Raw genomic sequence first — 20,565 nt, forward strand, 5'->3', positions numbered from 1 at the left:
CCGCCGGCCAACCGTGAAACGCACCATGACGATCCATCGCATCCGACTCGCCGCCGCGCTCGGCGGCACGCTGATTCTGGCCGCGTGCGGCCAGCCGGCCCCCTCCGCGCCGTCGACGCGCCCGCCGGACCGCGACCTGGTCGCCGCGATCCGCGCCGCCGGCGAGCAGGACCATTCGGTGGTGCAGGTCGCGCCGCTGCGCGATCCCGCCGTGCAGGGCCTGCTCGACGCCGCGCACGCCGACGAACAGGCCGGCCGCTACGCCGACGCCGCGGCCAAGGCCGACCAGGCGCTGAAGCTTTCGCCCGAAGCGCCGGACCTGCTGCAGTACCGCGCCGAACTGGCGGTGCGCCTCAAGGACTACGCCGACGCCGAGCGCCTGGCGCAGCGCTCGTTCGACCTCGGCCCGCGGCTGGGCGAGCTGTGCGCGCGCAACTGGCAGACCGTGGCGGAACTGCGCGCACTGGCCAGCGACGGTGCCGGCGCGGCCGCGGCGAAACGCGCGCGCGAGGACTGCCGCGTCGCCGGCCCGGTGCGGATGTAAGCCCGCCGCGGCTCAGCGCGACGCTCGAGGCTTCACCAGCAGGCTGGCGGCGATGGAGATCGCCAGCACCGCCGCCGTCACGCCCAGCATCAACGTCACCGGCACCTTGTAGACGTCCATCAGCAGCATCTTCGCGCCGACCAGGGCGACGATCAGCGCCAGCCCGTAGCCGAGCAGGTGGAAGCGCGCGGCCATGTCGGCGAGCAGGAAGTACATCGCGCGCAGGCCGAGGATGGCGAAGGTGTTGGCGGTGAACACAATGAACGGGTCGGCGGTGACCGCGAAGATCGCGGGGATGCTGTCCACCGCGAAGACGACGTCGGTGACCTCGACCAGCACCAGCACCAGGAACAGCGGCGTCAGCGCGCGGCGCCCGCGTTCGCGCACGAGGAAACGCTCGCCGTGCAGCGCCTGCGTGACCGGCAGGTGGCCGCGCATCCAGCGCAGCAGCGGATTGCCGCCAAGGTCGGCGGACTTGCCGGTGAACAGGAACATCTTGACGCCGGTGCCGACGAGGAAGGCGCCGAACACGTAGAAGATCCACTCGAACTGCCGGATCAGCACCGCGCCGAGATAGATCAGCACCGCGCGCATCGCGATCGCGCCGACCACGCCCCACAGCAGCACGCGCTTCTGCAACTCGGCGGGAATCGCGAAGTAGGTGAAGATCGTGATCCACACGAACACGTTCTCCACCGCCAACCCCTTCTCGATCAGGTAGCCGGCGGCGTATTCCAGCGTCTTGCGGCGCGCGACCTCGGCGCCATACAGGCCGTGCAGATGCCACCACAGCCAGGCGCCGAACGCCGCCGCGGCGGCGACCCACACCAGCGACCACAGCGCCGCCTCGCGCGTCGACACGCGGTGGCTGCCCTGCGCGCGCAGCAGCAGGAAGTCGACCGCCACAAGCGCCGCCACCAGCAGGCCGAAGGCGAGATACAGCATCGGCGTTCCGGTGTGCGCGACGGCATCCACGACGGCAACCTCGGCGGAATGCAGCACGGCCAGCGATGGCCGCATCCGATCATCGCCGCGGCGGCGCTTTCTTGCGCCGGATCAGGGTTCCGCGGGGCGTTGGGCCGATGCGCTGCGATGATGGAGCGCGATGCCAGATCCATCGCGGCAGCGCGCGCCCGAGCCTGGCCTGAAGCCTCGTGCGCCGTGCGCACGCGACTGGCGGACGGTGCCGAACGTGCGAGGCCGCACGCGGCGATGCCGGTGCCGCCGCTCAGGTCATCGTCAGCCCGGCGTCGACCGCAAGCGTCTGCCCGGTCACCGCGTCGCTCAGGCCCGAGACGAAGAACAGCACGGCCTGCGCGAACTCGCGCGGCGTGACCACCTGCCGCAGCGGCGAGGCGTGCGCCACCCTTTCGAACACTTCGCTGGTCGTGTCGCGGCTGGCGTCGGTGGTCTTGAGCAGGCCGCCGGCCAGCAGGTTGACGCGGATGCCGTGCGGGCCCAGCTCGGCGGCCAGGTTGCGCGTCAGCCCGAGCAGCGCCGCCTTGGCGGTGGTGTAGTCGTAGTAGGTCACCACCGGGTTGAAGATCAGGTTGGTGGCGATGTTGACGATCTTGCCGTAGCGGCGCTGCTGCATGTACGGCAGCGCCGCGCGCGTGGTGTTCACCGCCGCGCGCACCGCGCCCTCGAACTGGCGCTGGAAGTTGTCCCAGGCGATCGTCTCGATGCGCGTGTACGCCGCGCTCGGATCGAAGCGGTAGGCCGGCAGCGCGTTGTTCACCACCGCGTCGATGGTGCCGAAGCGCGCGGCGGCGGCGCGCATCATCGCCTCGACCTCGTCGGAGCGGGTCACGTCGGCGCGGAACGCGAAGGCGCGGCCGCCGCGGCTGCCGATCGCGTCCACCAGCGCTTCCGCCCGTTCCTGGCTGCGCAGGTAGTTGACGCATACCGACGCGCCCGCCTGGGCGAGCTCGTCCGCGATCGCGGCGCCCAGGCCGCGGCTCGCTCCGGTGACGACGACCGCACGATCGCGCAGATCCATGTCGCTCTCCCTCCACAGATGCCGCCGACCGACGCGGCGCGCACGTCCCGGGCGGCGTCGGCCGCGTCGAGCATGCCGGGCCGGGCGCGTACCGCCCGTTGCCGTCGGCGCGCGCCGCGACCAGCCTAGGTACGCCGGCCGGACCTCGTCTTGTCCCAGATCAGGCGGGGCGGGAATCGTGGCCGCCCGCGCGGGCGGTTCAGGCCGCCACGCCGAACAGCGCGCCGACGCCCGCGGTCAGCGCCATTGCCAGCGCGCCCCAGAAGGTCACGCGCAGCGTGCCGGTCGCCACCGACGCGCCGCCGGTGCGCGCGGCGACGCCGCCCAGCAGGGCGAGGAACACCAGCGAGGTGGCGGCGACCAGCGGGACCAGCCGCGCGGCCGGGCTCAGCGCCGTCACCGCCAGCGGCAGCGCCGCGCCGACCGCGAAGCTCGCCGCCGAGGCCAGCGCCGCCTGCAGCGGGCGCGCGCGCAGCGCGGTGGTGATGCCGAGCTCGTCGCGCGCGTGCGCCTCCAGCGCGTCGTGCCTCATCAATTGCGCCGCCACCTGCTGCGCCAGCGCGGCGTCGAGGCCGCGGCCGACGTAGATCGCGGTCAGCTCCTTCAGCTCCGCCTCCGGCTCGGCCGCCAGCTCGCCGCGCTCGCGCTCGATGTCGGCGTGCTCGGTGTCGGCCTGCGAATGCACCGAGACGTACTCGCCCGCCGCCATCGACATCGCCCCGGCGACCAGCCCGGCCACGCCCGCCACCACGATGCTGCCGTGCGAGACATGTGCCGCCGCCACGCCCAGCACCAGGCTGGCGGTGGACACGATGCCGTCGTTCGCGCCCAGCACCGCGGCGCGCAGCCAGCCGATGCGTTCGGTGCGGTGGCGTTCCCAGTGCAGGGTAGGCATTGAATGGCTCCGTCAGTCGGATCGCGCCGGATCGGCGCGGGCGGGCCAAGCTTGCCTTGCGGCCCGCGCGATGCGGAAGGGGCATACATGAATCGCCCCGGGTATCCCGGAGGCTCGTGGGTGTGGGTCACGCCGCCATCGCGAGCTCACGCTGTCGCCGATCGTAAGCCGCTTCGGCTTCTGCTGGCGGGATGCTCTCGATCGGCCCGAGCAGCGCCGATGGTTGAACCAGTCCACCCAGTCCCAGCCATTGCGTACGATTATTTCGTGGCTGTGCCGACAAGGCATTCACCCGGCACCTCGAACCCGCCCGCCGATTCGAAGCTGCGCATGGCGCCTTCCACTTCGTCCCACACGGACTCCCGTTCCTGCGGGGGCAGGTGGGCCATCATGGCGTTGAAGGCGCCGAAGGCTTCGCGGGCGAGCCGCACGTACTCGGCGGCGCTGGCCATGCGCAAGGGCGCCGGCACGGTGCGAACTTCGGGACCGGCAAATCCGCCTTGACGGAATACATCTTCCAGCACCCCGGGGCCGCCGAGGGCGAACGGTCCCGGTTGCCCTGCCGCGGGCGGTGGCAGTTGCGCGCGCCGGCGGATGATGGACGCGGGGATGGCCCCCCAGGCGTTGCGCTCGGGCGTGGAAAAGACCACGACGGCCACGCGGCCGCCCGCTCTCAGGGCCCGGCGCCACTCGCGCAGCGCCGTCACGGGATGCGGCATGTACATCAGCCCCAGCCGGCACAGCACCGCATCGAAGGATGCGTCGGGCAGGTCCAGTTTCTCGCCGTCCATGGCGCGGGTCTCGATCTGTCGGAGTCCCCGTTCGCGGGCGACCTCGAGCGCAAGCGCGACGATGCCTTCCGAGAGGTCGGTCGCCAGCACGTAACCGTCGGGGCCCACGCGTTCGGCGGCACTGACCGCCGGCTCGCCCGCGCCGGCGGCGACGTCGAGGATGCGCTGGCCCGGCTGGATCCGCGCCAAGTCGAGCATCTCGCGGGTCGCGTCGCCGTACCAACGGTCGAGGACGGGATTCCAGCGTCGCCACGCCGCGCCGTCCTTGTTCCATTGCTCGCGCTGCGCGCGCTTGTACTTCGCCGCGTCGAAGGGGGAAGGCTGATCGGCCATGCACGTTCTCCCGCTCGGTGAGGCCTCGATATCGCGACCCGGCGTCGGCCGTCAGGCCCTACCGGACGCCATTCAACGGCGTTTCCGACCAGACAGGCAAGTATTTCCCGCAGGTCCAGGCCGTCGTGAACCAGCAGGCAGGGATGGCCGCGTAAGTACCCGGCGACGAGCATGCGCCGGTGGCGGTGCAACGGCCGGCGAAGGTTGCCGACTCGCCCGGGTCAAGCTTGGTGTCGTGCGCCATGAGCGCCATGCCCTCCGGCGCTGCCCGAAACGCCATCGGATCGGGGGTGCGGGTGGTGCTGAAGGTCAGGTAGGGGGCGAGGTAGAGAACCGGACGCCTGGCTTGGTTGCGGAGCTCCAGGACGTAAGCGCCGCTGGTACGGTCATAGGACCGCACCGAGGACGCCCTCCTCGAGCGGCGGCAGCATCGCGCAGCCTGCCAGCGCGAGGATCGCCACGGCGGATGCCGGGAAGGTCGAATTGATGGGCTACGATCCCTTTATTCGAAGCAGCGCGCAGGCCGGGCGGCACGCCCGGCATGACCCCACGCCGGGCCCGCCGGACACCGCCGTGTCGCATGTGGGAATGAAAACGCGGCGGGACTTTATCCCGCGTATCGCAGCAACGATGCGGGTCCGGCCCGAACGCGCGAGCCAAGGCCACGGTCCGATGGGGCGTCCGCCTTCATCGTGCGGTCAAGCGCATTTGCGCCTTCATGGTTGGCCCCATTCATGATGGCAGAGGTTGCAATGCCACTTGGGGTTGTCGGGAGAGAGCACGCAGCCCCCCAGCACCACCTCCCCCGTCGAAAGAGACTCTCCCAGCTCCTGATCGAAGCTCGGCAAGCCATACATGATCCTGGCCGTGTTGGCCTCGCCGCAGGCGGGACACTTCATTTTCCGCCAGGCGGGCTCTACAGGTACTTCGGGTGGCCGCGTGCGATCCATGGTGCACCTGACTCCTGAGTTAGCCGACGGCTCGCAACCGACCCGCTTTGCCGTCCGCACACCCCACGGTCACTTGCAGGCGGGGGCATACACGAATTGTCAGGCGTGCCGACTCGGACGCCCGAGTTGCCGCCATTGCTGGCCAGCGGGCACATTTTTTGTCAGGAATCGTCCGGTGCTTCTTCGTGCTCTTCGAGCAACGGCGGACTGAACCGTTCGAGTGGGTATTTTTCAGCCAAAGCGAGGATAACCTGCTCGACAAGCGAGCCCGCCGCCGCTGCCTTTATCTGATGGTGCCGGGATGTGAACGTGTCTACTGCAACCTTGGTTTTGCCATCGCAGATCCAGACCCAAGAGTCGCATTGCAACCCGGCACGGGTTCCAGGAAAGCGTCCTGCCAAAAAGGCTGCAAGCTCTCCATGGAACTCGACGTCATCGCGTTCTGGCTGCAACTCGGCAAAGATCACCATGAACTCCCAAGGCGGCGAAATACGGCTGGAGCGCGCCCGATACCTGAATCAAGCCGCGCCGCGAAGCGGCGTCGGCTTGAATGAACTGCTAGCCCTCAGCGACGCCGCGGTTGAGCGCAACGGCCGCTTGAACCAGCTCGACAAACGCCTGCTCATCAAGCATATCCGACTGCTTCAGATCGATAGCACGACGGGTGTTCCCGTCCAGGCTGGTGTTGAACAGCCCATGCGGGTCACGCAGGCTGGCCCCCTTGGCAAAGGTGAGCTTGACCTTCTCCTTGTACGATTCGCCGGTGCAGATGATGCCGTGATCGGACCATGTGGGCACGCCCGCCGGATTAGACGGCTTCTTCCATTTCGCCTCTTCGATCGCAGCCGGTGCCGCCTGCCTGATCAATGCACGGACCCGGTTCAAACGCTCGGCTCGCCAGTCACTGGTCGGTGATGCGTTGCCTTTTGGCTGAGTCATCCGTTCTCTTCCTACGATGGCTAACGTAGAGCTAACCGGCGCCGCGCGGCTTTATCGCGCAGCGCCTAGCGACCGAAGGGAGCGAGGTTGAGCGCCATGTTATGCATTGGTGCGCACAGCCTTCGCGGCAACAAGCAGAAAGACACCAGCCGCAACATCAACAAGCGCCCACGCCTCTTTGGGGAGGTGTACCTTCGCGATTGGATTGAACAGTAGTGCCGCCAAGCCGAAGACCCAAGGAAGTACCTTGTGCTTTCTATCGGCAGAGACGAACGCAGCAAGTGAAAAGACGCCGCACGCGACCAACCGCAGCAAGGTGTAGTAGCCGTAGGGGAGAGGCGCTGTGCCAACGAAGAGCATGGCGGCACAGGCGTAGATGACTCCAATCGGCATTACCGCTTGACCAATGCGAAAGTGGACGCCAAGACGCCGGGAATGACAAAAGCCAAGCCGGGGGCGGCGAATAGAGCAGCTAAAGCCCAGTGCCAGCCCCACACGTTCATTGCGCCGAAGAATGAACCAATAGTGATTGGCAACGTGAAACGGAACATCAGCGCGGCAATGAGAGCGCCCCATGCCCACCCTGCGCCCATACCGTGCTCAATTCCGACGAAGCCGGCCACAAGCTGCGCGATGCCAAACGTGAGAAAGGCAAGAAAGCCGGCAATACCAAGGACCGCGTTCATAGCGCATCTCCAGATGCATAACGTTTGAATTCACCGGCCTTGCGCGGCTTTACGCACAAGGTCCGGTGGAATGATGGGTTAGCCATCGGTTTCGCCCTCACGGTCAGAACTTTTCCATCTTCTTGTTGGAAAGGCTATTACAGAAAGCTCTCACCACGAGAGCCTCAAGCTTTGGGATAAGAGACGGCGTTACTTCGTAGGCTGAGAAGTAGTGCGCAGTGTTATAGAGATAGACGACCATTTTTTTCGGTTGCCTCCGCGTCTCCCAGGCGGGCGAAAATGTTGATCCGTTGGTCGGATGCCGAACAAAGAACGCCTGGTGATTAGATCGTTCCCGGTTGAATGCGTCGTTCATTTCCTTCCATATGTTTTGCTTCTCCGTCTTACCTGCGTATATTGCGCAGCCCTGCGAGTCGTAAAGCAAATAGATCCCTTGAGATTTCTCAAGAATCGACCGAATGGTTTGGTTTCTCGGATGTGTCTTTCCGGTCGGAAGCATTTCCCATTTGGCGTCCTGCTTGGATGAGACGGCGCTAATTGGATACATCTCGACAATCGGTAGAATTGGATCGGTCAGTGCAAGCACGCGGCCGCGATCTTCAGCCTTTTGGATATACGAGGCCAACTGTCGCGCAGTTAATTTGCCCTTGCGGGTTCGCATCTGACTGATTCGAGCCGAAGTAAGGCCAATTAGGCTGGCGAGTTCAGTGTCGGACGTAAGCCCATTCCGTTTCTTGAGTTCGTCAAAGAATTCGCTTGGGTGCATAGATGAACGACTCCTGATGAAAGACGGCTAACGCTTGAGCTCAGCCGACGCAGCCCGCGTAGCGGGTTGACGGTCGGCTGCAGCAATTGTTAGGCACGCTCCGCTTGGCGGCTATTTCGAAACGCATTTGAAATGCAAGGTTGCACTGCCTTCATGCACGAACGGAACCGCGTGTTGCGTCTCAGCGTCGATGGTCTCGACCGCTTGTCCCTTACGAGCGCAGAATTCGTTAGCCTCCTTGTAGATATCCAGTTTTACGCCCTCAGGCGTACCGAAGATGCCTGCGGCACTCTGCTTCGAAATTAGGTACGTTCCGCGATCTGCGGGAACGATCCCGGAAGATGCGCACCCGGCGAGTAGCAGGGACAGGCAAAGTACGACTGTGAATGTTTTCACGAGCACCCCCCTTTCACTTTAGCCCGCGGGCAGTGATATGAAGCCTAACGCTGGAGTTAAGCGGCGGCGAAGCCGTCCGCCTTGAATGATCGAATGGTGGACTCCTCCCGCGTCACCACACGGCTTCGATGAGCCAGGCGGAACGCGTACCGTTCCGGACACGGGATCACGAGAGGAGTCCGCCATGCATGCTACGCCCAAGCCTGCGGTCGCGACCACGGTCGCGGTCGACCTCGCCAAGGATGTGTTCGAACTGGCCTATGCCGATGCCCAGGGGCGCATCGTCGCGCGCCGTCGCCTGGGGCGCGCCGCCTTCGCACGTGTGTTCGACAACCACGCGCCGCTGCGCATCGTGATGGAAGCCTGCGGCTCGGCGCATCACTGGGCGCGGCGCTTCCAGCGCCAGGGCCACGCCGTCACGCTGCTGCCGGCGCACGACGTGCGCCCGTACGTGCATCGCAGCAAGACCGACCGTGCCGATGCCGCCGGCCTGCTCGAGGCCCAGCGTTGCGGCGCGATCCGGCCGGTGCCGGTGAAGACGCCGCAGCAGCAGGGCATCCAGGGCCTGCACCGCGTCCGCGAATTCCACAAGGCGCAGCGCACCGCGGCCATCAACCTCCTGCGCGGCCTGCTGCGCGAGTTCGGTGTTGCCGTGCCCATGGGCGCGACCAAGGTGCGGCCCGCCGTGCTGGCCGCGCTGGAGGATGCGGAGCACGCGTTGCCGATGACGCTGCGCCCGGCGCTCGCCGCCCTGCTCGATGCGGTCGCGCAGGCCGAGGACCGGATGCGCGCGGTCGAGGACCAGCTCGCCGCCTTCGCCGCCGAGGATCTGCGCAGCCAGCGCCTGCAGCGCGCCGGCGGCGTCGGCCTGCTCACCGCCACCGCGCTCAGCGCCTCGGTCGGCGACTTCGACCGCTTCCCCTCCGGCCGCCACTTCGCCAGCTCGCTCGGCCTCACGCCGCGCGAACACTCCAGCGGCACGCGACGCCGGCTCGGCCGCGTGACCAAACGCGGCGACGTCTACCTGCGCATGCTGCTGATCCACGGTGCCCGCGCCGTGCTGCGCAGCGCGAAAGTCGCCCGCCAGCGGCAGCAGCCGCTCGACCGCACCCGCGCCTGGGCGCTCGCCCTCGCCGAACGCGTCGGCCACAACAAGGCGGCGGTCGCGCTGGCCAACAAGACCGCACGGCGCCTGTGGGCCGCCGAGCACCATCGAACGAGCTTCGATCCGGATCACGTCAGCGCGCCCGCGCCGACGCCCTGAAACCCTTTCCTGCGTTGCACCGCGCGAACGTCGATGGCAAACGTGTCGGTCCCCGGGACGAGCAAGCCGATAACACTTCTGGCCGGTCGTGGCCGATTGAACGTGTGGCTTCGTCCCGGCGGATTCCATCCTGGCCCGAGCCTCCGTGGCTCACCCCAAGGCCGCATACACGACTGCAACCGATCCGCTCTGCCGTCCGCGCGTCACATGGTCACTTGCAGGGGGAGTCCATACATGAATTGTTAGACGTCAACCACACTGTCCGACAGTGCGATTAGCACATCCTCCAGTCCGTCGTTGAAGCTGCCTGTGAAGTCCGCATATTTCTTGGTCTTTAGAAAGCGGGGAATTTCACATTCTTCTAGAAGGACGGGAATGACAGAAATCCTACCGCTTGAGACCTCATCCCAACATTTCTCATGCCACTCACGTTCTACCCATCTTGACTGGACGGAGTTCTCCGACAAGACAACGATGACAAAATCACAATCATCAAGACCATTCGCGATTGCTTTAACGATGGACTGCCCAGCCTTGATTTTCCATTCATCGAGCCACGGCTGATGGCCACGATTGGCCAAGTCCACAGAGAGCCAAGTAGCGAACTGCTTATCTTTTGAGGAGTGGGAAATGAATACTTTTTTCCCGCTCGACTGCGCAAGTCTGGCCGTGAACATTCTGTCCATTAGCTGCTCTTGCACAAAAGAATACTCAAGAAGGTGATCAATGAATTCTTCTGGATCATTAAGGTCACCGTAAGGGCGAACGTTGCTTGGCATGTGCAGCACGCGGAATAGAACCTCATGCCTTTGCATAAGGTCTGCCGTAGTGATTGGTGCCAAATACCTGAGTTGTATCCGGTTTGACCTCAGAGCAAGCATGAATGTGCCGAAGTAGACGTAGCCAGAGCGTCCTTCAGTATCATCCAGATATCCGATACGCCCTTTATGTGGCCCAGCCAAGACTTTGACTGGCCCCCAGTCCAAATCGTCAATTTGTTGCTCTTGGCGAGAATTCTTCATTGACGTCTAACGCTGGAGTTAAGCGGCGGCGAAGCCGTCCGCTTGGACGAGTGGTTAGGCACTGGCGCAGCGGTAGCCTAAATAGCCAAGTGCCAACAGAACGACTAAGCCGGTTAGCGGTGAAAGGGCAATGCCAAGAGCAAAGGCGGCCACGCCCGCGATTGCTCCTGCAAAAAAACCAAGGACGCCACCGATGATGACGCCAAACTTGCCAACAAGAAACCACCATACGTAGAGGAACAAGCCAACCGAAGCTAGCGAGTTCACTAGAAAGCCAACCCCAAATATCAACGCGTTTACGCGCTGATCGAACTTCGGGACTTGGGTGGAAGGGTTTTCCACGCGGACCTCGGCTGCCTAACTACAAGTAGACCCCGTATCCGGGGTGATAAACGCTAGCCTGCGCCGCTCGCCTACGGGCCGTCAAGCCGATTTCCTACACGCGGACAAGGCCTTGCACGCTGGCGGTGGCATGGCTCGGGATGAATGCTGGCCGTGTTATCCGACACGGCCGCAGGGATATGTCTTATCACCCCGAATCCGGAGCGATAAAAGGTGGCGACGCGGCTCCGCGCGGACCGCGGCTGTTGGACGAAGTTCGCCGCCGCTTGCGGCTCAAACACTACAGCTTGGCCACCGAGCGGGCGTACCTGCAGTGGATGCGCCGGTTCATCCTGGCCAACGGCAAGCGCCATCCGCGCGAGATGGGTGGCGCCGAGGTCGAGCGGTTCCTGTCGTCGCTGGCCGTCGACGGCCGCGTGGCGGCGAGCACGCAGAACCAGGCGCTCTCGGCGCTGCTGTTTCTCTACCGCGAGGTGTTGCGGATCGAGCTGCCGTGGCTGGACAACGTGGTGCGCGCCAAACGCCCGCGGCGCCTGCCCACCGTGCTCTCGCAGGCGGAGGTGCGCGCGTTGCTGGCCACCATGGACGGACGCCCGTGGCTGCTGGCGAGCCTGCTTTACGGCACCGGCATGCGCCTGATGGAGTGTCTGCGCTTGCGCGTGAAGGACCTGGACTTCGCGCGCAACGAGATCACCGTGCGCGACGGCAAGGGCGGCAAGGACCGCCGCACGATGCTTCCGCGCGCGCTGGTCGAGCCGTTGCTGCGCGAAGTGGAGCGGGCGCGCGTCCTGCACGGGCGCGATCTCGCCGACGGCTTCGGCGAGGCGTGGCTGCCGCACGCGCTGGCGCGCAAGTATCCGCGGGCCGCGCGCGAGTTCGGCTGGCAGTACGTGTTCCCGTCGGCGCAGCGCTCGCGCGACCCGCGCGACGGTACGGTGCGGCGGCATCACTTCGACGAGGCGATGCTGGCGCGTGCGCTGAAGCGCGCCCTCGCGAAGGCCGGCATCGTCAAGCCGGCCACCTGCCACACGCTGCGCCACTCTTTCGCCACCCATCTGATCGAGGACGGCTACGACATCCGCACCGTGCAGGAGCTGTTGGGCCACAAGGACGTCTCCACCACGCAGATCTACACGCACGTGCTGAACCGCGGCGGCCGCGGCGTGACGAGCCCGCTGGACCGCGCGTAGCGTCGGATCGCCCCGCAGCACTCCCAAGCGGCGCGCCGCTCGGCGATACTTGCCGGATGACGGACGACGACATCGCCGGGCTGCTCGGCCCGGACGGCCCCTTCGCGCGCGAGCTGCCCAACTTCGCGCCGCGCGCTTCGCAGCAGGCGATGGCGCAGGCGGTGGCGCAGGCGATCGAGGAACGCGGCACGCTGATCGCCGAGGCCGGCACCGGCACCGGCAAGACCTTCGCCTACCTGGTGCCGGCGCTGCTCTCCGGCAAGCGCGTGATCGTGTCCACCGGCACCAAGACGCTGCAGGACCAGCTCTTCCACCGCGACCTGCCGCGCGTGCGCTCGGTGCTTGGCGCGCGCCTGAAGACGGCGCTGCTGAAGGGGCGCGCCAACTACCTGTGCCGCTACCGGCTGGAACAGACCGTCAAGGACGGCCGCTTCGCCTCGCGCGCGCAGGCGGCGCAGTTGCAGGCGATCCGCGCCTGGGCGGCGCGTACGTCGAGCGGCGACCGCGCGGAACTTGCCGAGGTGCCCGAGGACTCGCCGCTGTGGCCGCGCGTCACCTCGACCACCGAGAACTGCCTCGGCGCGGAGTGCCCGTTCTTCGACGAGTGCCACGTGTTCAAGGCGCGGCGCGCGGCGCAGGAAGCGGACGTGGTGGTGGTCAACCACCATCTGCTGTTCGCCGACCTGGCGCTGAAGCAGGAGGGCTTCGGCGAGATCCTGCCCGGCGCGCACGCCTTCATCCTCGACGAGGCGCACCAGATTCCCGAGCTGGCCGGGCAGTTCTTCTCGACCAGCGTCAGCGCACGCCAGCTCAGCGATCTCGCGCAGGACGCGCTGGCCGAATGCGGCGAGGTCAGCGGCGCGCTGAACGTGCTGCAATCGCCGCTGGATGCGCTGGACGCCGCGCTGAAGCGGGCGCGCCTCGCGCTGGATCCGCTGCCGGCGCGCGGCGCCTGGGCGCAGATCGAGCAGCGCGGCGAGGCCGTCGACGCGCTGCGCGCGCTGCACGACGCGCTGGCCGCGCTGGCCGAGGCGCTGGCCTCGCAGGCCGAGCGTTCGCGCGGCATGGGCAGCGTGCACGAGCGCGCCGAGGCGCTGACCGCGCGCCTGCAGAAGCTGTTCGACGAGGACGACGGCGAGGAGGTGCGCTGGTACGAGCTGAGCGAGCGCGGCTTCGTGCTGAGCGCCACGCCGCTCGATCTCGCGCCGCCGCTGCGTGCGCTGCGTGAGGCCACGCACGCGAGCTGGATCTTTACCTCGGCGACGCTGTCGGTGGCCGGCAGCTTCGATCACTTCGCGCGCCAGCTCGGCCTGGACGATCCGCACACGCTCAGCCTGGACAGCCCGTTCGATTTCGCCACGCAGGCGCTGGCCTACCTGCCCAAGGGCCTGCCCGATCCGAACACGCCGGGCTACACCGAGCGCGTGGTCGAGATGGCGCTGCCGGTGCTGGAAGCCTCGCGCGGCCGCGCCTTCCTGCTGTTCACCTCGCACCGCGCGCTGCGCCGCGCCGCCGAACTGCTGCGCGACAAGGTGCCGTGGCCGCTGTTCGTGCAGGGCACCGCGCCGCGCCACCAGTTGCTGAACGAGTTCCGCGCCTCCGGCCACGGCGTGCTGCTGGGCGCGGCCAGTTTCTGGGAAGGCGTCGATGTCGCCGGCGAGGCGCTGTCGTGCGTGATCATCGACAAGCTGCCGTTCGCCGCGCCGGACGATCCGGTGCTGGAGGCGCGCCTGGAAGCGCTGCGCCGCGCCGGCGGCAACCCGTTCACCGACTGGCAGGTGCCGACCGCGGTGATCGCGCTGAAACAGGGCGCCGGCCGCCTGATCCGCGACGTGCACGACCGCGGCGTGCTGATGCTGTGCGACCCGCGCCTGACCACGCGCGGCTACGGCCGCCTGTTCCTGCGGAGCCTGCCGCCGATGCCGACCTCGCGCGCGCTCGCCGACGTGCAGCGCTTCTTCGCCGACGCGGGGGCCGCGTAGGGCGGATCCGCGGCATCGCCGCGGATCCGCCGCGGTGCGCGCCGGACATGCATTTTCGCGCCGCGCTGCCATGGGCTCGGCGCGGATGCGACAATGCCGGCATGAACCTGCTCGCCATCGAAACCGCCACCGAAGCCTGCTCCGTCGCGCTGCTGCGCGGCGACGTGCTGCACGAACGCAGCGAACTGGCGCCGCGCCGCCACGCCGAGTTGGTGTTGCCGATGGCGGAAGCGGTGCTGGCCGAGGCCGGCGTCGCGCGCGCGCAGTTGCACGGCATCGCCTTCGGCCGCGGTCCCGGCGCGTTCACCGGCGTGCGCCTGGCGGTATCGGTGGCGCAGGGCCTGGCGCTGGCGCTGGACCTGCCGGTGCTGCCGGTGTCGTCGCTGGCGGCGCTGGCGCTGGAAGCGCCGGCGGACGCTGCCGCGATCCTCGCCGTGATCGATGCGCGCATGGGCGAGGTCTATGCCGGCACCTTCCTGCGCGCGGACGACGGCATGCTGCAAGCGCTGGGCGGGGAAAGCGTCGGCGCCGCCGCCACGCTGGCGCTGCCCGCAGCGGCGGCGTGGAGCGTGGTCGGCAGCGGCTGGGGCGCCTATGGCGATGCGCTCGCCGCGCGCCTGCCGTCGCCGCCGCGCTGGGCCGAGGCCGACCGCTATCCGCAGGCGCGCCATGTCGCGCGCCTCGCCGCGCCGCGCCTGGCGGCGGGGCAGGGTTTGCCCGCGGAGCAGGCGCTGCCGGTCTACCTGCGCGATAAGGTGGCGCTGACGCTGGCGGAACAGCAGCGCGCCTGAGGCGAGCGCCCCGTAGGGTGGGCCTTGGCCCACCGGCATCATTCGACAACGCTGCGATGGTGGGCCAAGGCCCACCCTACGTTCAGAGTTGGCCGATCGCGTACTGCACGGCGAGGCTGCTCAGCGCCACCGCCGCCCACACGCCGAGGCCGAGCAGGATCGGCCGCGCGCCGGACGCCGCCATGCGGCGCAGGTCGGCGGACAGGCCGATCGCGGTCAGCGCCACCACGATCAGGAACTCGGCGCCGGCGTGGATCCACGGCTGCCACGGCACCGGCACCAAGCCGAGCGTGCGTACGCCGGAGGCGACCAGGAACCACAGGATGAACCACGGAAACACGCGGCTGAGGCGAAAGCCGGTCGCGCCGCGCTTGCGCTCGCGCCAGGCCACCAGCATCGCCAGCACCACGCAGATCGGGATGATCAGCGTGGCGCGGGTCAGCTTGACGATGGTCGCGTAGTCGCCGGCGGCGTGGCTGTAGCTGTAACCGGCGGCGACCACCGAGGAGGTGTCGTTGATCGCCGTGCCCGCCCACAGGCCGAAGCCGAGATCGGACAGGTGCAGCAGGTGGCCCAGCGCGGGGAACAGCAGCACCGCGATCAGGTTGAACAGGAAGATCGTGGAGATCGCGAACGCGGTGTCGTGCTCGTCCGGCTTGATGATCGGCACGACCGCGGCGATCGCCGAGCCGCCGCAGATCGCGGTGCCGACGCCGATCAGCAGCTTGAGGTGGTCGCGCACGCGCAGCGCGCGCCCCAGTGCCCACGCCGCGATGAACGCGGTGGCGACCGTCACCGCGGTCACCGACAGCGAATGCAGGCCGGTGCGCGCGACCTGGGTCAGGCTGAGACCGAGGCCGAGCGCGACGATCGACGCCTGCAGCACCTGCTTCGAGGCGTAGCGGATGCCGGGCAGGAACGCGCCGCCGGGCGCGCGCAGCGTGCGCACGACGATGCCCAGCACGATGCCGAACACCGGGCCGCCGATCAGTGGCGCCGCCTTGCCGAGCAGCAGCGCCAGCACGGCGACGGCGCAGGTCAGCAGCAGGCCGGGCGCGTGCGCGCGCAGCCACGGCGCCGCAGGCGCGGGCGCGGCGCCGTCGGCGCCGCCGTTGGCGCGGGCGGCCGCGGAATGGATGCCGGGACGCGAACGCATGCGCGGTTCAGCCGCCATTGCAGGCGGCGAGGATGCGCTCGACCTCGTCGCGCGTGGCCGCGCGCAGCAGGCGCGGCGCCAGTGCGCGCAGCTTGCCGCGGTGCAGGCCGGCGATGCGGTCGCGCACGGCGAGGATCTGACCGGTGTGCATGCTGAATTCCTCCAGTCCCAGCGCCAGCAGCAGCGGGATGAAACGCACGTCGCCGGCGATCTCGCCGCACAGGCTGACCGGCTTGCGCGCGCGGCGGCCGGCGGCGATCACGTACGCGATCAGGCGCAGCAGCGCCGGGTGCAGCGGGTCGTACAGCGCGCCCAGCGCGTCGTTGTTGCGGTCGACGGCGAGCACGTACTGCGCCAGGTCGTTGGTGCCGATCGCGGCGAAATCGGCGCGCGCCAGCAACGCGCGCACGCCGATCGCGGCGGCGGGCACCTCGACCATCGCGCCGATCTCGCAGTGCTCGGGGATCTCGTGGCCTTCGCTGCGCAGGTCGCGCGCGCACAGGCGCACCAGCTCGCGCACCGCCTCGAGCTCGTCGACGCCGCTGACCATCGGCACCAGCACGCGCACGCGGCCGTAGCAGGACGCGCGCAGGATCGCGCGCACCTGCGTGGCGAACACCGCCGGGCGGCGCAGCGACAGGCGCACGCCGCGCACGCCGAGCGCGGGGTTGGGTTCGGCGGCCAGCGCCAGTCCGGTGGCGTCGGCCTTGTCGGCGCCGAGGTCGAGCGTGCGGATCGTCACCGGCAGGCCGCCCATGCCGAGCACGAGGTCGCGGTAGGCGGCGTACTGCTCCTCCTCGTCGGGCAGCACGTTGCGCATCAGGAACAGGAATTCGGTGCGGTACAGGCCGACGCCGGCGGCGCCCAGCGCGCGCGCCTGCGCCACTTCCTCGGGCAATTCGGCGTTGGCGAACAGGTGCACCTCGTGGCCGTCGCGGGTGAGCGTGCGCGCGCCGGCCAGCGAGGCCAGGCGCTGGCCCTCGCGCGCGGCGTCACGCTGCCAGGCGCGGTAGCGCGCGAGATCCTGCGCGGTCGGGTGCACGATCGCCTCGCCGCGCTCGCCGTCGACCAGCACCAGGTCGTCGTCCTGGATCTCGGTCAGCGCCTGGTGCGCGCCGACCAGCATCGGCAGGCGCAGGCTGCGCGCCAGGATCGCGCTGTGCGAATACGGGCTGCCGGAGCTCGCCACCATGCCGAGCAGGCCGTGGCGCGACAGGTTGGCCAGCTCGGCCGGCGCGATCGCGTCGGACACCAGGATCTCGCCGACGCGCGCGGCCAGCTTGCGCTCCTCGCGGCTGGTCTGGCGCACCAGCGCGGCGTGCACGCGCGCGATCACGTGGTCGATGTCCTCGCGGCGGCTGCGCAGGTACGGGTCGTCCATCGACTCGAACACCGCGACCAGGCGGTCGCGCTGCGCCTTCAGCGCGGCGCCGGCGCGGTAGCGGCCCTTGCGCACCAGGTCGCGCAGGCCGGCGACCAGTTCGGGGTCGGACAGCAGCATGCTGTGCGCGTCGAGGAATTCGCCGACCTCGCGCGCCAGCGCGCCGTGCAGCTTGTCGTGCAGGTCGGCCAGCTCGGCGCGCGCGGCGGCGAGCGCTTCGTCGAGACGCTTCACCTCGGCCTCGACCTCCTCGGCCGACAGCGGGCGCTCGTCGATCGCGAACTGGCTGGGCTGCACCAGCCGCGCACGGCCGAGCGCCATGCCGCGCGCGGCGACGGTGCCGGTCAGCACGCGTCGCATGCGGCACCTTCCGGGACCCGGGGCCCGGTACTCGGGACTCGGCAAAGCGTCGCGGATCCGCCGCGGTTGCGCCCCGCCGGACGCACGGGTGCCGCACCGCGCGCGCAGCGGTGCCTTCCGGTTCTCCCGAGTCCCGAATCCCGAGTCCCGAGTCCCGTCATCTCACGTCCCCTCGTCGAACTTGCGCTGGAACAGCGCGACCACCGCGGCCAGCGCCTCGGCCTCGTCGGGGCCGTCGGCGCGCACCGTCAGCGGCGTGCCCAGGCCGGCCGCGAGCATCATCACGCCCATGATGCTCTTGGCGTTGACCTCGCGCCCCTTGCAGACGAGCTGCACGGCCGACTTGAAGCCGTGGGTGAGCTGCACCAGCTTGGCCGAGGCGCGCGCGTGCAGGCCGAGCCGGTTGGAGACGACGATGTCCTGTTCAAGCATGGTCGACGAAGATCCCTCCGCGCCCGCCGCTGGCGGCGATCTCGGCCAGCTCGGCGAGCGGTTTGTCCGCGTAGTTCAGCACGCGCAGCAGCATCGGCAGGTTGAGGCCGGACACGCAGCGCACGTTGGCGCCCAGCCCGCCGAGCTTCTGCGCGATGTTGCAGGGCGTGGCGCCGTACAGGTCGGTGAGGGTCAGCACGCCGTCGCCGGCGTCCAGCGCGCGGGCGTGCTGCGCGGCGGTGGCGAGCATCTGCGCGGGGTCCGCCGACGCCGGCACCTCCACCGTGTCCACGTGCAGCGGAAGCTGCGCCATCACGTGGCGCGCGGCGGCGACCAGCGCCGGGCCGACGTCCTCGTGGGTCATCAGCAGCACGCCGACGCTCATGGTGCAGCGGCCCCGGTTGCGTGCCGCGCGGGCGGGAAATAGCGCATGTTCATTCCAGCTCGCGGTGGAAAGTCAGCACCTGGCGGTGCGAGCTGCGGAAGCGGTCGGCCAGGCGCTCGGCCAGGTACACCGAGCGGTGGCGGCCGCCGGTGCAGCCGATCGAGACGGTGACGTAGCTGCGGTCCTCGCTCTCGAAGCGCGGCAGCCAGGTGTCCAGCATGCGCTCGATGTCGGCGAGGAACTGGCCGACCAGCGGCTGGCCCTCGAGGTACTCGCGCACCGCCGCGTCCTTGCCGGACAGCGGGCGCAGCCGCGGGTCCCAGTGCGGGTTGGGCAGGCAGCGCGCGTCGAACACGAAGTCGGCGTCGGCGGGCAGGCCGCGCCTGAACGCGAACGACTCGAACAGCACGGTCATTTCGCCGCTGGCGGTGCCGAATTCGGTGGCGATCAGCCGGCGCAACTGGTGCACGTTGAGGTCGCTGGAGTCGATCACGCGGTCGGCGATCGCCGACAGCGGGCGCAGCAGCTTGCGCTCCAGCATGATCGCGTCCTGCAGCGCCAGGCCCTCGGTCGACAGCGGATGGCGCCGGCGCGTCTCCGAGTAGCGCTTGATCAGCACGTCGTCGCGGGTGTCGAGGAACACCAGGTCGACCTTGACGCCCTCGCCGGCAAGGTGCGAGAGCACGCCCGGCATGCGTTCGAGGTCGGCGCTGCGGTTGCGCACGTCGACGCCGACGGCGATGCGCGAATGCGGGCCGCGGCCCTCGCTGATCGCCGCGACCAGTTGCGGCATCAGCGCCGCCGGCAGGTTGTCGACGCAGTAGAACTCGAGGTCCTCGAGCGCGCGCAGCGCGACCGTCTTGCCGCCGCCGGACAGGCCGGTCAGCACCACCAGGCGGGTGTTGTCGGCGTGCGCGATCGCCGGCGGCCGGCGGCGATCGGGCTTGTTCTTGTCGGGGGCGTCGTCTTGCATGGCGTCACCAGGGCGGCAGGCGGCGCAACTGGTGCGCCTGGCGGTCGATGAAGGTCTGCGCGGGGTCGATGCCCTTGCTCTTCAGCATGTGGCTGCGCACGGCGGCCTCGACCAGCACCGCGAGGTTGCGGCCGGAGGCGACCGGGATGGTGATCATCGGCACGCTCACGTCGAGCACGTCGCGGTAGCCGACGTCGCCGGTCAGGCGCTTCAGCGCGTCGGCGTCGTCGGTCCATTCCTTGAGCGGCTTCAGGTGCACGATCAAGCGCAGGTACTTGGACGGCTTGACCGCGGTGTGGCCGAACATCTCGCGCACGTTCAGCACGCCCAGGCCGCGTACTTCGAGCAGGTCGCGCAGCATCTCCGGGCAGGTGCCGTCGATCACGTCGGGCGCGATCTGGGTGAATTCGGGCGCGTCGTCGGCGACCAGCCGGTGGCCGCGGGTGATCAGCTCCAGCGCCAGCTCGCTCTTGCCGGTGCCCGACTCGCCGGTGATCAGCACGCCGATCGAGTGCACTTCCATGAACACGCCGTGCAGCACGACCTGCTTGGCCAGGGTGCGCGCCAGGTGGTACTGCAGGTAGGTGAGCAGCTCGTGGCCGCGCTTGGCGCTGACCCACAGCGGCGTGTCGGTTTCCTCGGCCGCCTCGCGCAGGTCGGCGGGCACGGCCTGGTCCTTGGTGACCAGTAGCGCGGTCGGCCGCGCCTGCACGATCTTCTGCACCGTCTCCCAACGCTGGCGCGAGTCCAGGCTGTCGAGGTAGTTCAGCTCCTCGGTGCCGATGATCTGCACCTTGTTCGGGTAGATCACGTTGAGGTAGCCGATCAGCGACGGCCGCCGCGATTCGGATTCCTTCGGCTCCAGCGCGCGCGTCTCGCCGCGCGCGCCGGCCATCCAGCGCAGGGCCATGCGCTCGTGCACGCCGTCGAACAGTTGTCGCGCGGTGAGTCGATCCAAGGTTCGCGGTTCCGGGATGGGCCAGCGGGC

The 20,565-nt window shown here is 68.6% G+C and carries 23 protein-coding genes; 5 read left to right on the forward strand and 18 right to left on the reverse strand.

What is annotated here, in order from left to right; genetic code table 11:
• Positions 1-25: 25 nt before the first annotated feature.
• Entirely contained in the window at positions 26-544 is a 519-nt protein-coding gene (locus ABFC67_RS09580) for a tetratricopeptide repeat protein (protein WP_346737850.1), read from the forward strand.
• A gap of 12 nt (positions 545-556) precedes the next feature.
• Here ABFC67_RS09580 and ABFC67_RS09585 read toward each other — a convergent pair whose 3' ends face one another.
• From ABFC67_RS09585 to ABFC67_RS09630, 10 genes are all read right to left on the reverse strand, one after another.
• Positions 557-1,489, reverse strand: coding sequence for a TerC/Alx family metal homeostasis membrane protein (locus tag ABFC67_RS09585; RefSeq protein WP_346737851.1), 933 nt, complete (start codon positions 1,487-1,489; stop codon positions 557-559).
• A gap of 283 nt (positions 1,490-1,772) precedes the next feature.
• Positions 1,773-2,543, reverse strand: coding sequence for a 3-oxoacyl-ACP reductase (locus ABFC67_RS09590; protein WP_346737791.1), 771 nt, complete (start codon positions 2,541-2,543; stop codon positions 1,773-1,775).
• Positions 2,544-2,742: 199 nt separating this feature from the next.
• On the reverse strand, positions 2,743-3,438 hold the full coding sequence (locus tag ABFC67_RS09595) for a VIT family protein (protein WP_346737792.1): 696 nt from the start codon (positions 3,436-3,438) through the stop codon (positions 2,743-2,745).
• A gap of 260 nt (positions 3,439-3,698) precedes the next feature.
• Positions 3,699-4,562, reverse strand: coding sequence for a methyltransferase domain-containing protein (locus ABFC67_RS09600; RefSeq protein ID WP_346737793.1), 864 nt, complete (start codon positions 4,560-4,562; stop codon positions 3,699-3,701).
• A 58-nt stretch (positions 4,563-4,620) separates the two neighbouring features.
• Positions 4,621-4,962 carry a hypothetical protein gene (locus ABFC67_RS09605; RefSeq protein WP_346737794.1) on the reverse strand — a complete coding sequence of 114 codons (342 nt, stop codon included), beginning with the start codon at positions 4,960-4,962 and terminating at the stop codon, positions 4,621-4,623.
• 711 nt (positions 4,963-5,673) lie between these two features.
• Complete coding sequence (locus ABFC67_RS09610; RefSeq protein ID WP_346737795.1) at positions 5,674-5,982, reverse strand: hypothetical protein; 309 nt, start codon at positions 5,980-5,982, stop codon at positions 5,674-5,676.
• 88 nt (positions 5,983-6,070) lie between these two features.
• Positions 6,071-6,451, reverse strand: coding sequence for a DUF1801 domain-containing protein (locus tag ABFC67_RS09615; RefSeq protein WP_346737796.1), 381 nt, complete (start codon positions 6,449-6,451; stop codon positions 6,071-6,073).
• Positions 6,452-6,550: 99 nt separating this feature from the next.
• Positions 6,551-6,844, reverse strand: coding sequence for a DUF6804 family protein (locus tag ABFC67_RS09620; protein WP_346737797.1), 294 nt, complete (start codon positions 6,842-6,844; stop codon positions 6,551-6,553).
• Positions 6,844-7,137, reverse strand: a complete 294-nt coding sequence (locus tag ABFC67_RS09625; RefSeq protein ID WP_346737798.1) for a hypothetical protein — start codon at positions 7,135-7,137, stop codon at positions 6,844-6,846. Before ABFC67_RS09625 ends, ABFC67_RS09620 begins: the two co-directional genes overlap by 1 nt.
• 103 nt (positions 7,138-7,240) lie before the next feature.
• On the reverse strand, positions 7,241-7,903 hold the full coding sequence (locus ABFC67_RS09630; RefSeq protein ID WP_346737799.1) for a hypothetical protein: 663 nt from the start codon (positions 7,901-7,903) through the stop codon (positions 7,241-7,243).
• 580 nt (positions 7,904-8,483) lie between these two features.
• On the opposite strand from ABFC67_RS09630, the gene ABFC67_RS09635 reads away from it, so the two are divergent.
• Entirely contained in the window at positions 8,484-9,563 is a 1,080-nt protein-coding gene (locus tag ABFC67_RS09635) for an IS110 family transposase (RefSeq protein WP_346737800.1), read from the forward strand.
• 242 nt (positions 9,564-9,805) lie between these two features.
• Here the strand turns inward: ABFC67_RS09635 and ABFC67_RS09640 are convergent, their stop codons facing one another.
• Both ABFC67_RS09640 and ABFC67_RS09645 read right to left on the reverse strand, forming a co-directional pair.
• The gene (locus tag ABFC67_RS09640; protein WP_346737801.1) at positions 9,806-10,585 is read right to left on the reverse strand and encodes a toll/interleukin-1 receptor domain-containing protein; all 780 of its coding nucleotides are present in this window, start codon (positions 10,583-10,585) and stop codon (positions 9,806-9,808) included.
• A 54-nt stretch (positions 10,586-10,639) separates the two neighbouring features.
• Positions 10,640-10,927, reverse strand: coding sequence for a hypothetical protein (locus ABFC67_RS09645; protein ID WP_346737802.1), 288 nt, complete (start codon positions 10,925-10,927; stop codon positions 10,640-10,642).
• Positions 10,928-11,106: 179 nt separating this feature from the next.
• Between ABFC67_RS09645 and ABFC67_RS09650 the strand changes: the two genes are divergently transcribed.
• From ABFC67_RS09650 to tsaB, 3 genes are all read left to right on the forward strand, one after another.
• Entirely contained in the window at positions 11,107-12,117 is a 1,011-nt protein-coding gene (locus ABFC67_RS09650) for an integron integrase (RefSeq protein ID WP_346737803.1), read from the forward strand.
• Between the two features lie 56 nt (positions 12,118-12,173).
• Positions 12,174-14,099, forward strand: coding sequence for an ATP-dependent DNA helicase (locus ABFC67_RS09655; protein ID WP_346737804.1), 1,926 nt, complete (start codon positions 12,174-12,176; stop codon positions 14,097-14,099).
• 101 nt (positions 14,100-14,200) lie between these two features.
• Positions 14,201-14,890, forward strand: coding sequence for a tRNA (adenosine(37)-N6)-threonylcarbamoyltransferase complex dimerization subunit type 1 TsaB (tsaB, locus tag ABFC67_RS09660; protein ID WP_346737805.1), 690 nt, complete (start codon positions 14,201-14,203; stop codon positions 14,888-14,890).
• A gap of 82 nt (positions 14,891-14,972) precedes the next feature.
• Here tsaB and ABFC67_RS09665 read toward each other — a convergent pair whose 3' ends face one another.
• From ABFC67_RS09665 to hprK, 6 genes are all read right to left on the reverse strand, one after another.
• Positions 14,973-16,046, reverse strand: a complete 1,074-nt coding sequence (locus ABFC67_RS09665; RefSeq protein ID WP_346737807.1) for a putative sulfate exporter family transporter — start codon at positions 16,044-16,046, stop codon at positions 14,973-14,975.
• A gap of 7 nt (positions 16,047-16,053) precedes the next feature.
• Positions 16,054-17,787 carry a phosphoenolpyruvate--protein phosphotransferase gene (gene ptsP / locus ABFC67_RS09670; protein ID WP_346737808.1) on the reverse strand — a complete coding sequence of 578 codons (1,734 nt, stop codon included), beginning with the start codon at positions 17,785-17,787 and terminating at the stop codon, positions 16,054-16,056.
• A gap of 162 nt (positions 17,788-17,949) precedes the next feature.
• Entirely contained in the window at positions 17,950-18,219 is a 270-nt protein-coding gene (locus ABFC67_RS09675) for an HPr family phosphocarrier protein (protein ID WP_346737809.1), read from the reverse strand.
• Positions 18,212-18,604, reverse strand: coding sequence for a PTS fructose IIA subunit family protein (locus ABFC67_RS09680; RefSeq protein ID WP_346737810.1), 393 nt, complete (start codon positions 18,602-18,604; stop codon positions 18,212-18,214). The genes ABFC67_RS09675 and ABFC67_RS09680 overlap by 8 nt, the downstream gene beginning before the upstream one ends.
• A gap of 49 nt (positions 18,605-18,653) precedes the next feature.
• A complete protein-coding gene (rapZ, locus tag ABFC67_RS09685; protein WP_346737811.1) occupies positions 18,654-19,577 on the reverse strand; it encodes an RNase adapter RapZ in 924 nt (307 codons plus the stop codon).
• A 4-nt stretch (positions 19,578-19,581) separates the two neighbouring features.
• Positions 19,582-20,535, reverse strand: coding sequence for an HPr(Ser) kinase/phosphatase (gene hprK, locus ABFC67_RS09690; RefSeq protein WP_346737812.1), 954 nt, complete (start codon positions 20,533-20,535; stop codon positions 19,582-19,584).
• Positions 20,536-20,565 lie beyond the last annotated feature (30 nt).

Origin of the sequence: Mizugakiibacter sp. (genome assembly GCF_039680435.1) — a bacterium.
Taxonomy (GTDB): Bacteria; Pseudomonadota; Gammaproteobacteria; order Xanthomonadales; family Rhodanobacteraceae; genus Mizugakiibacter.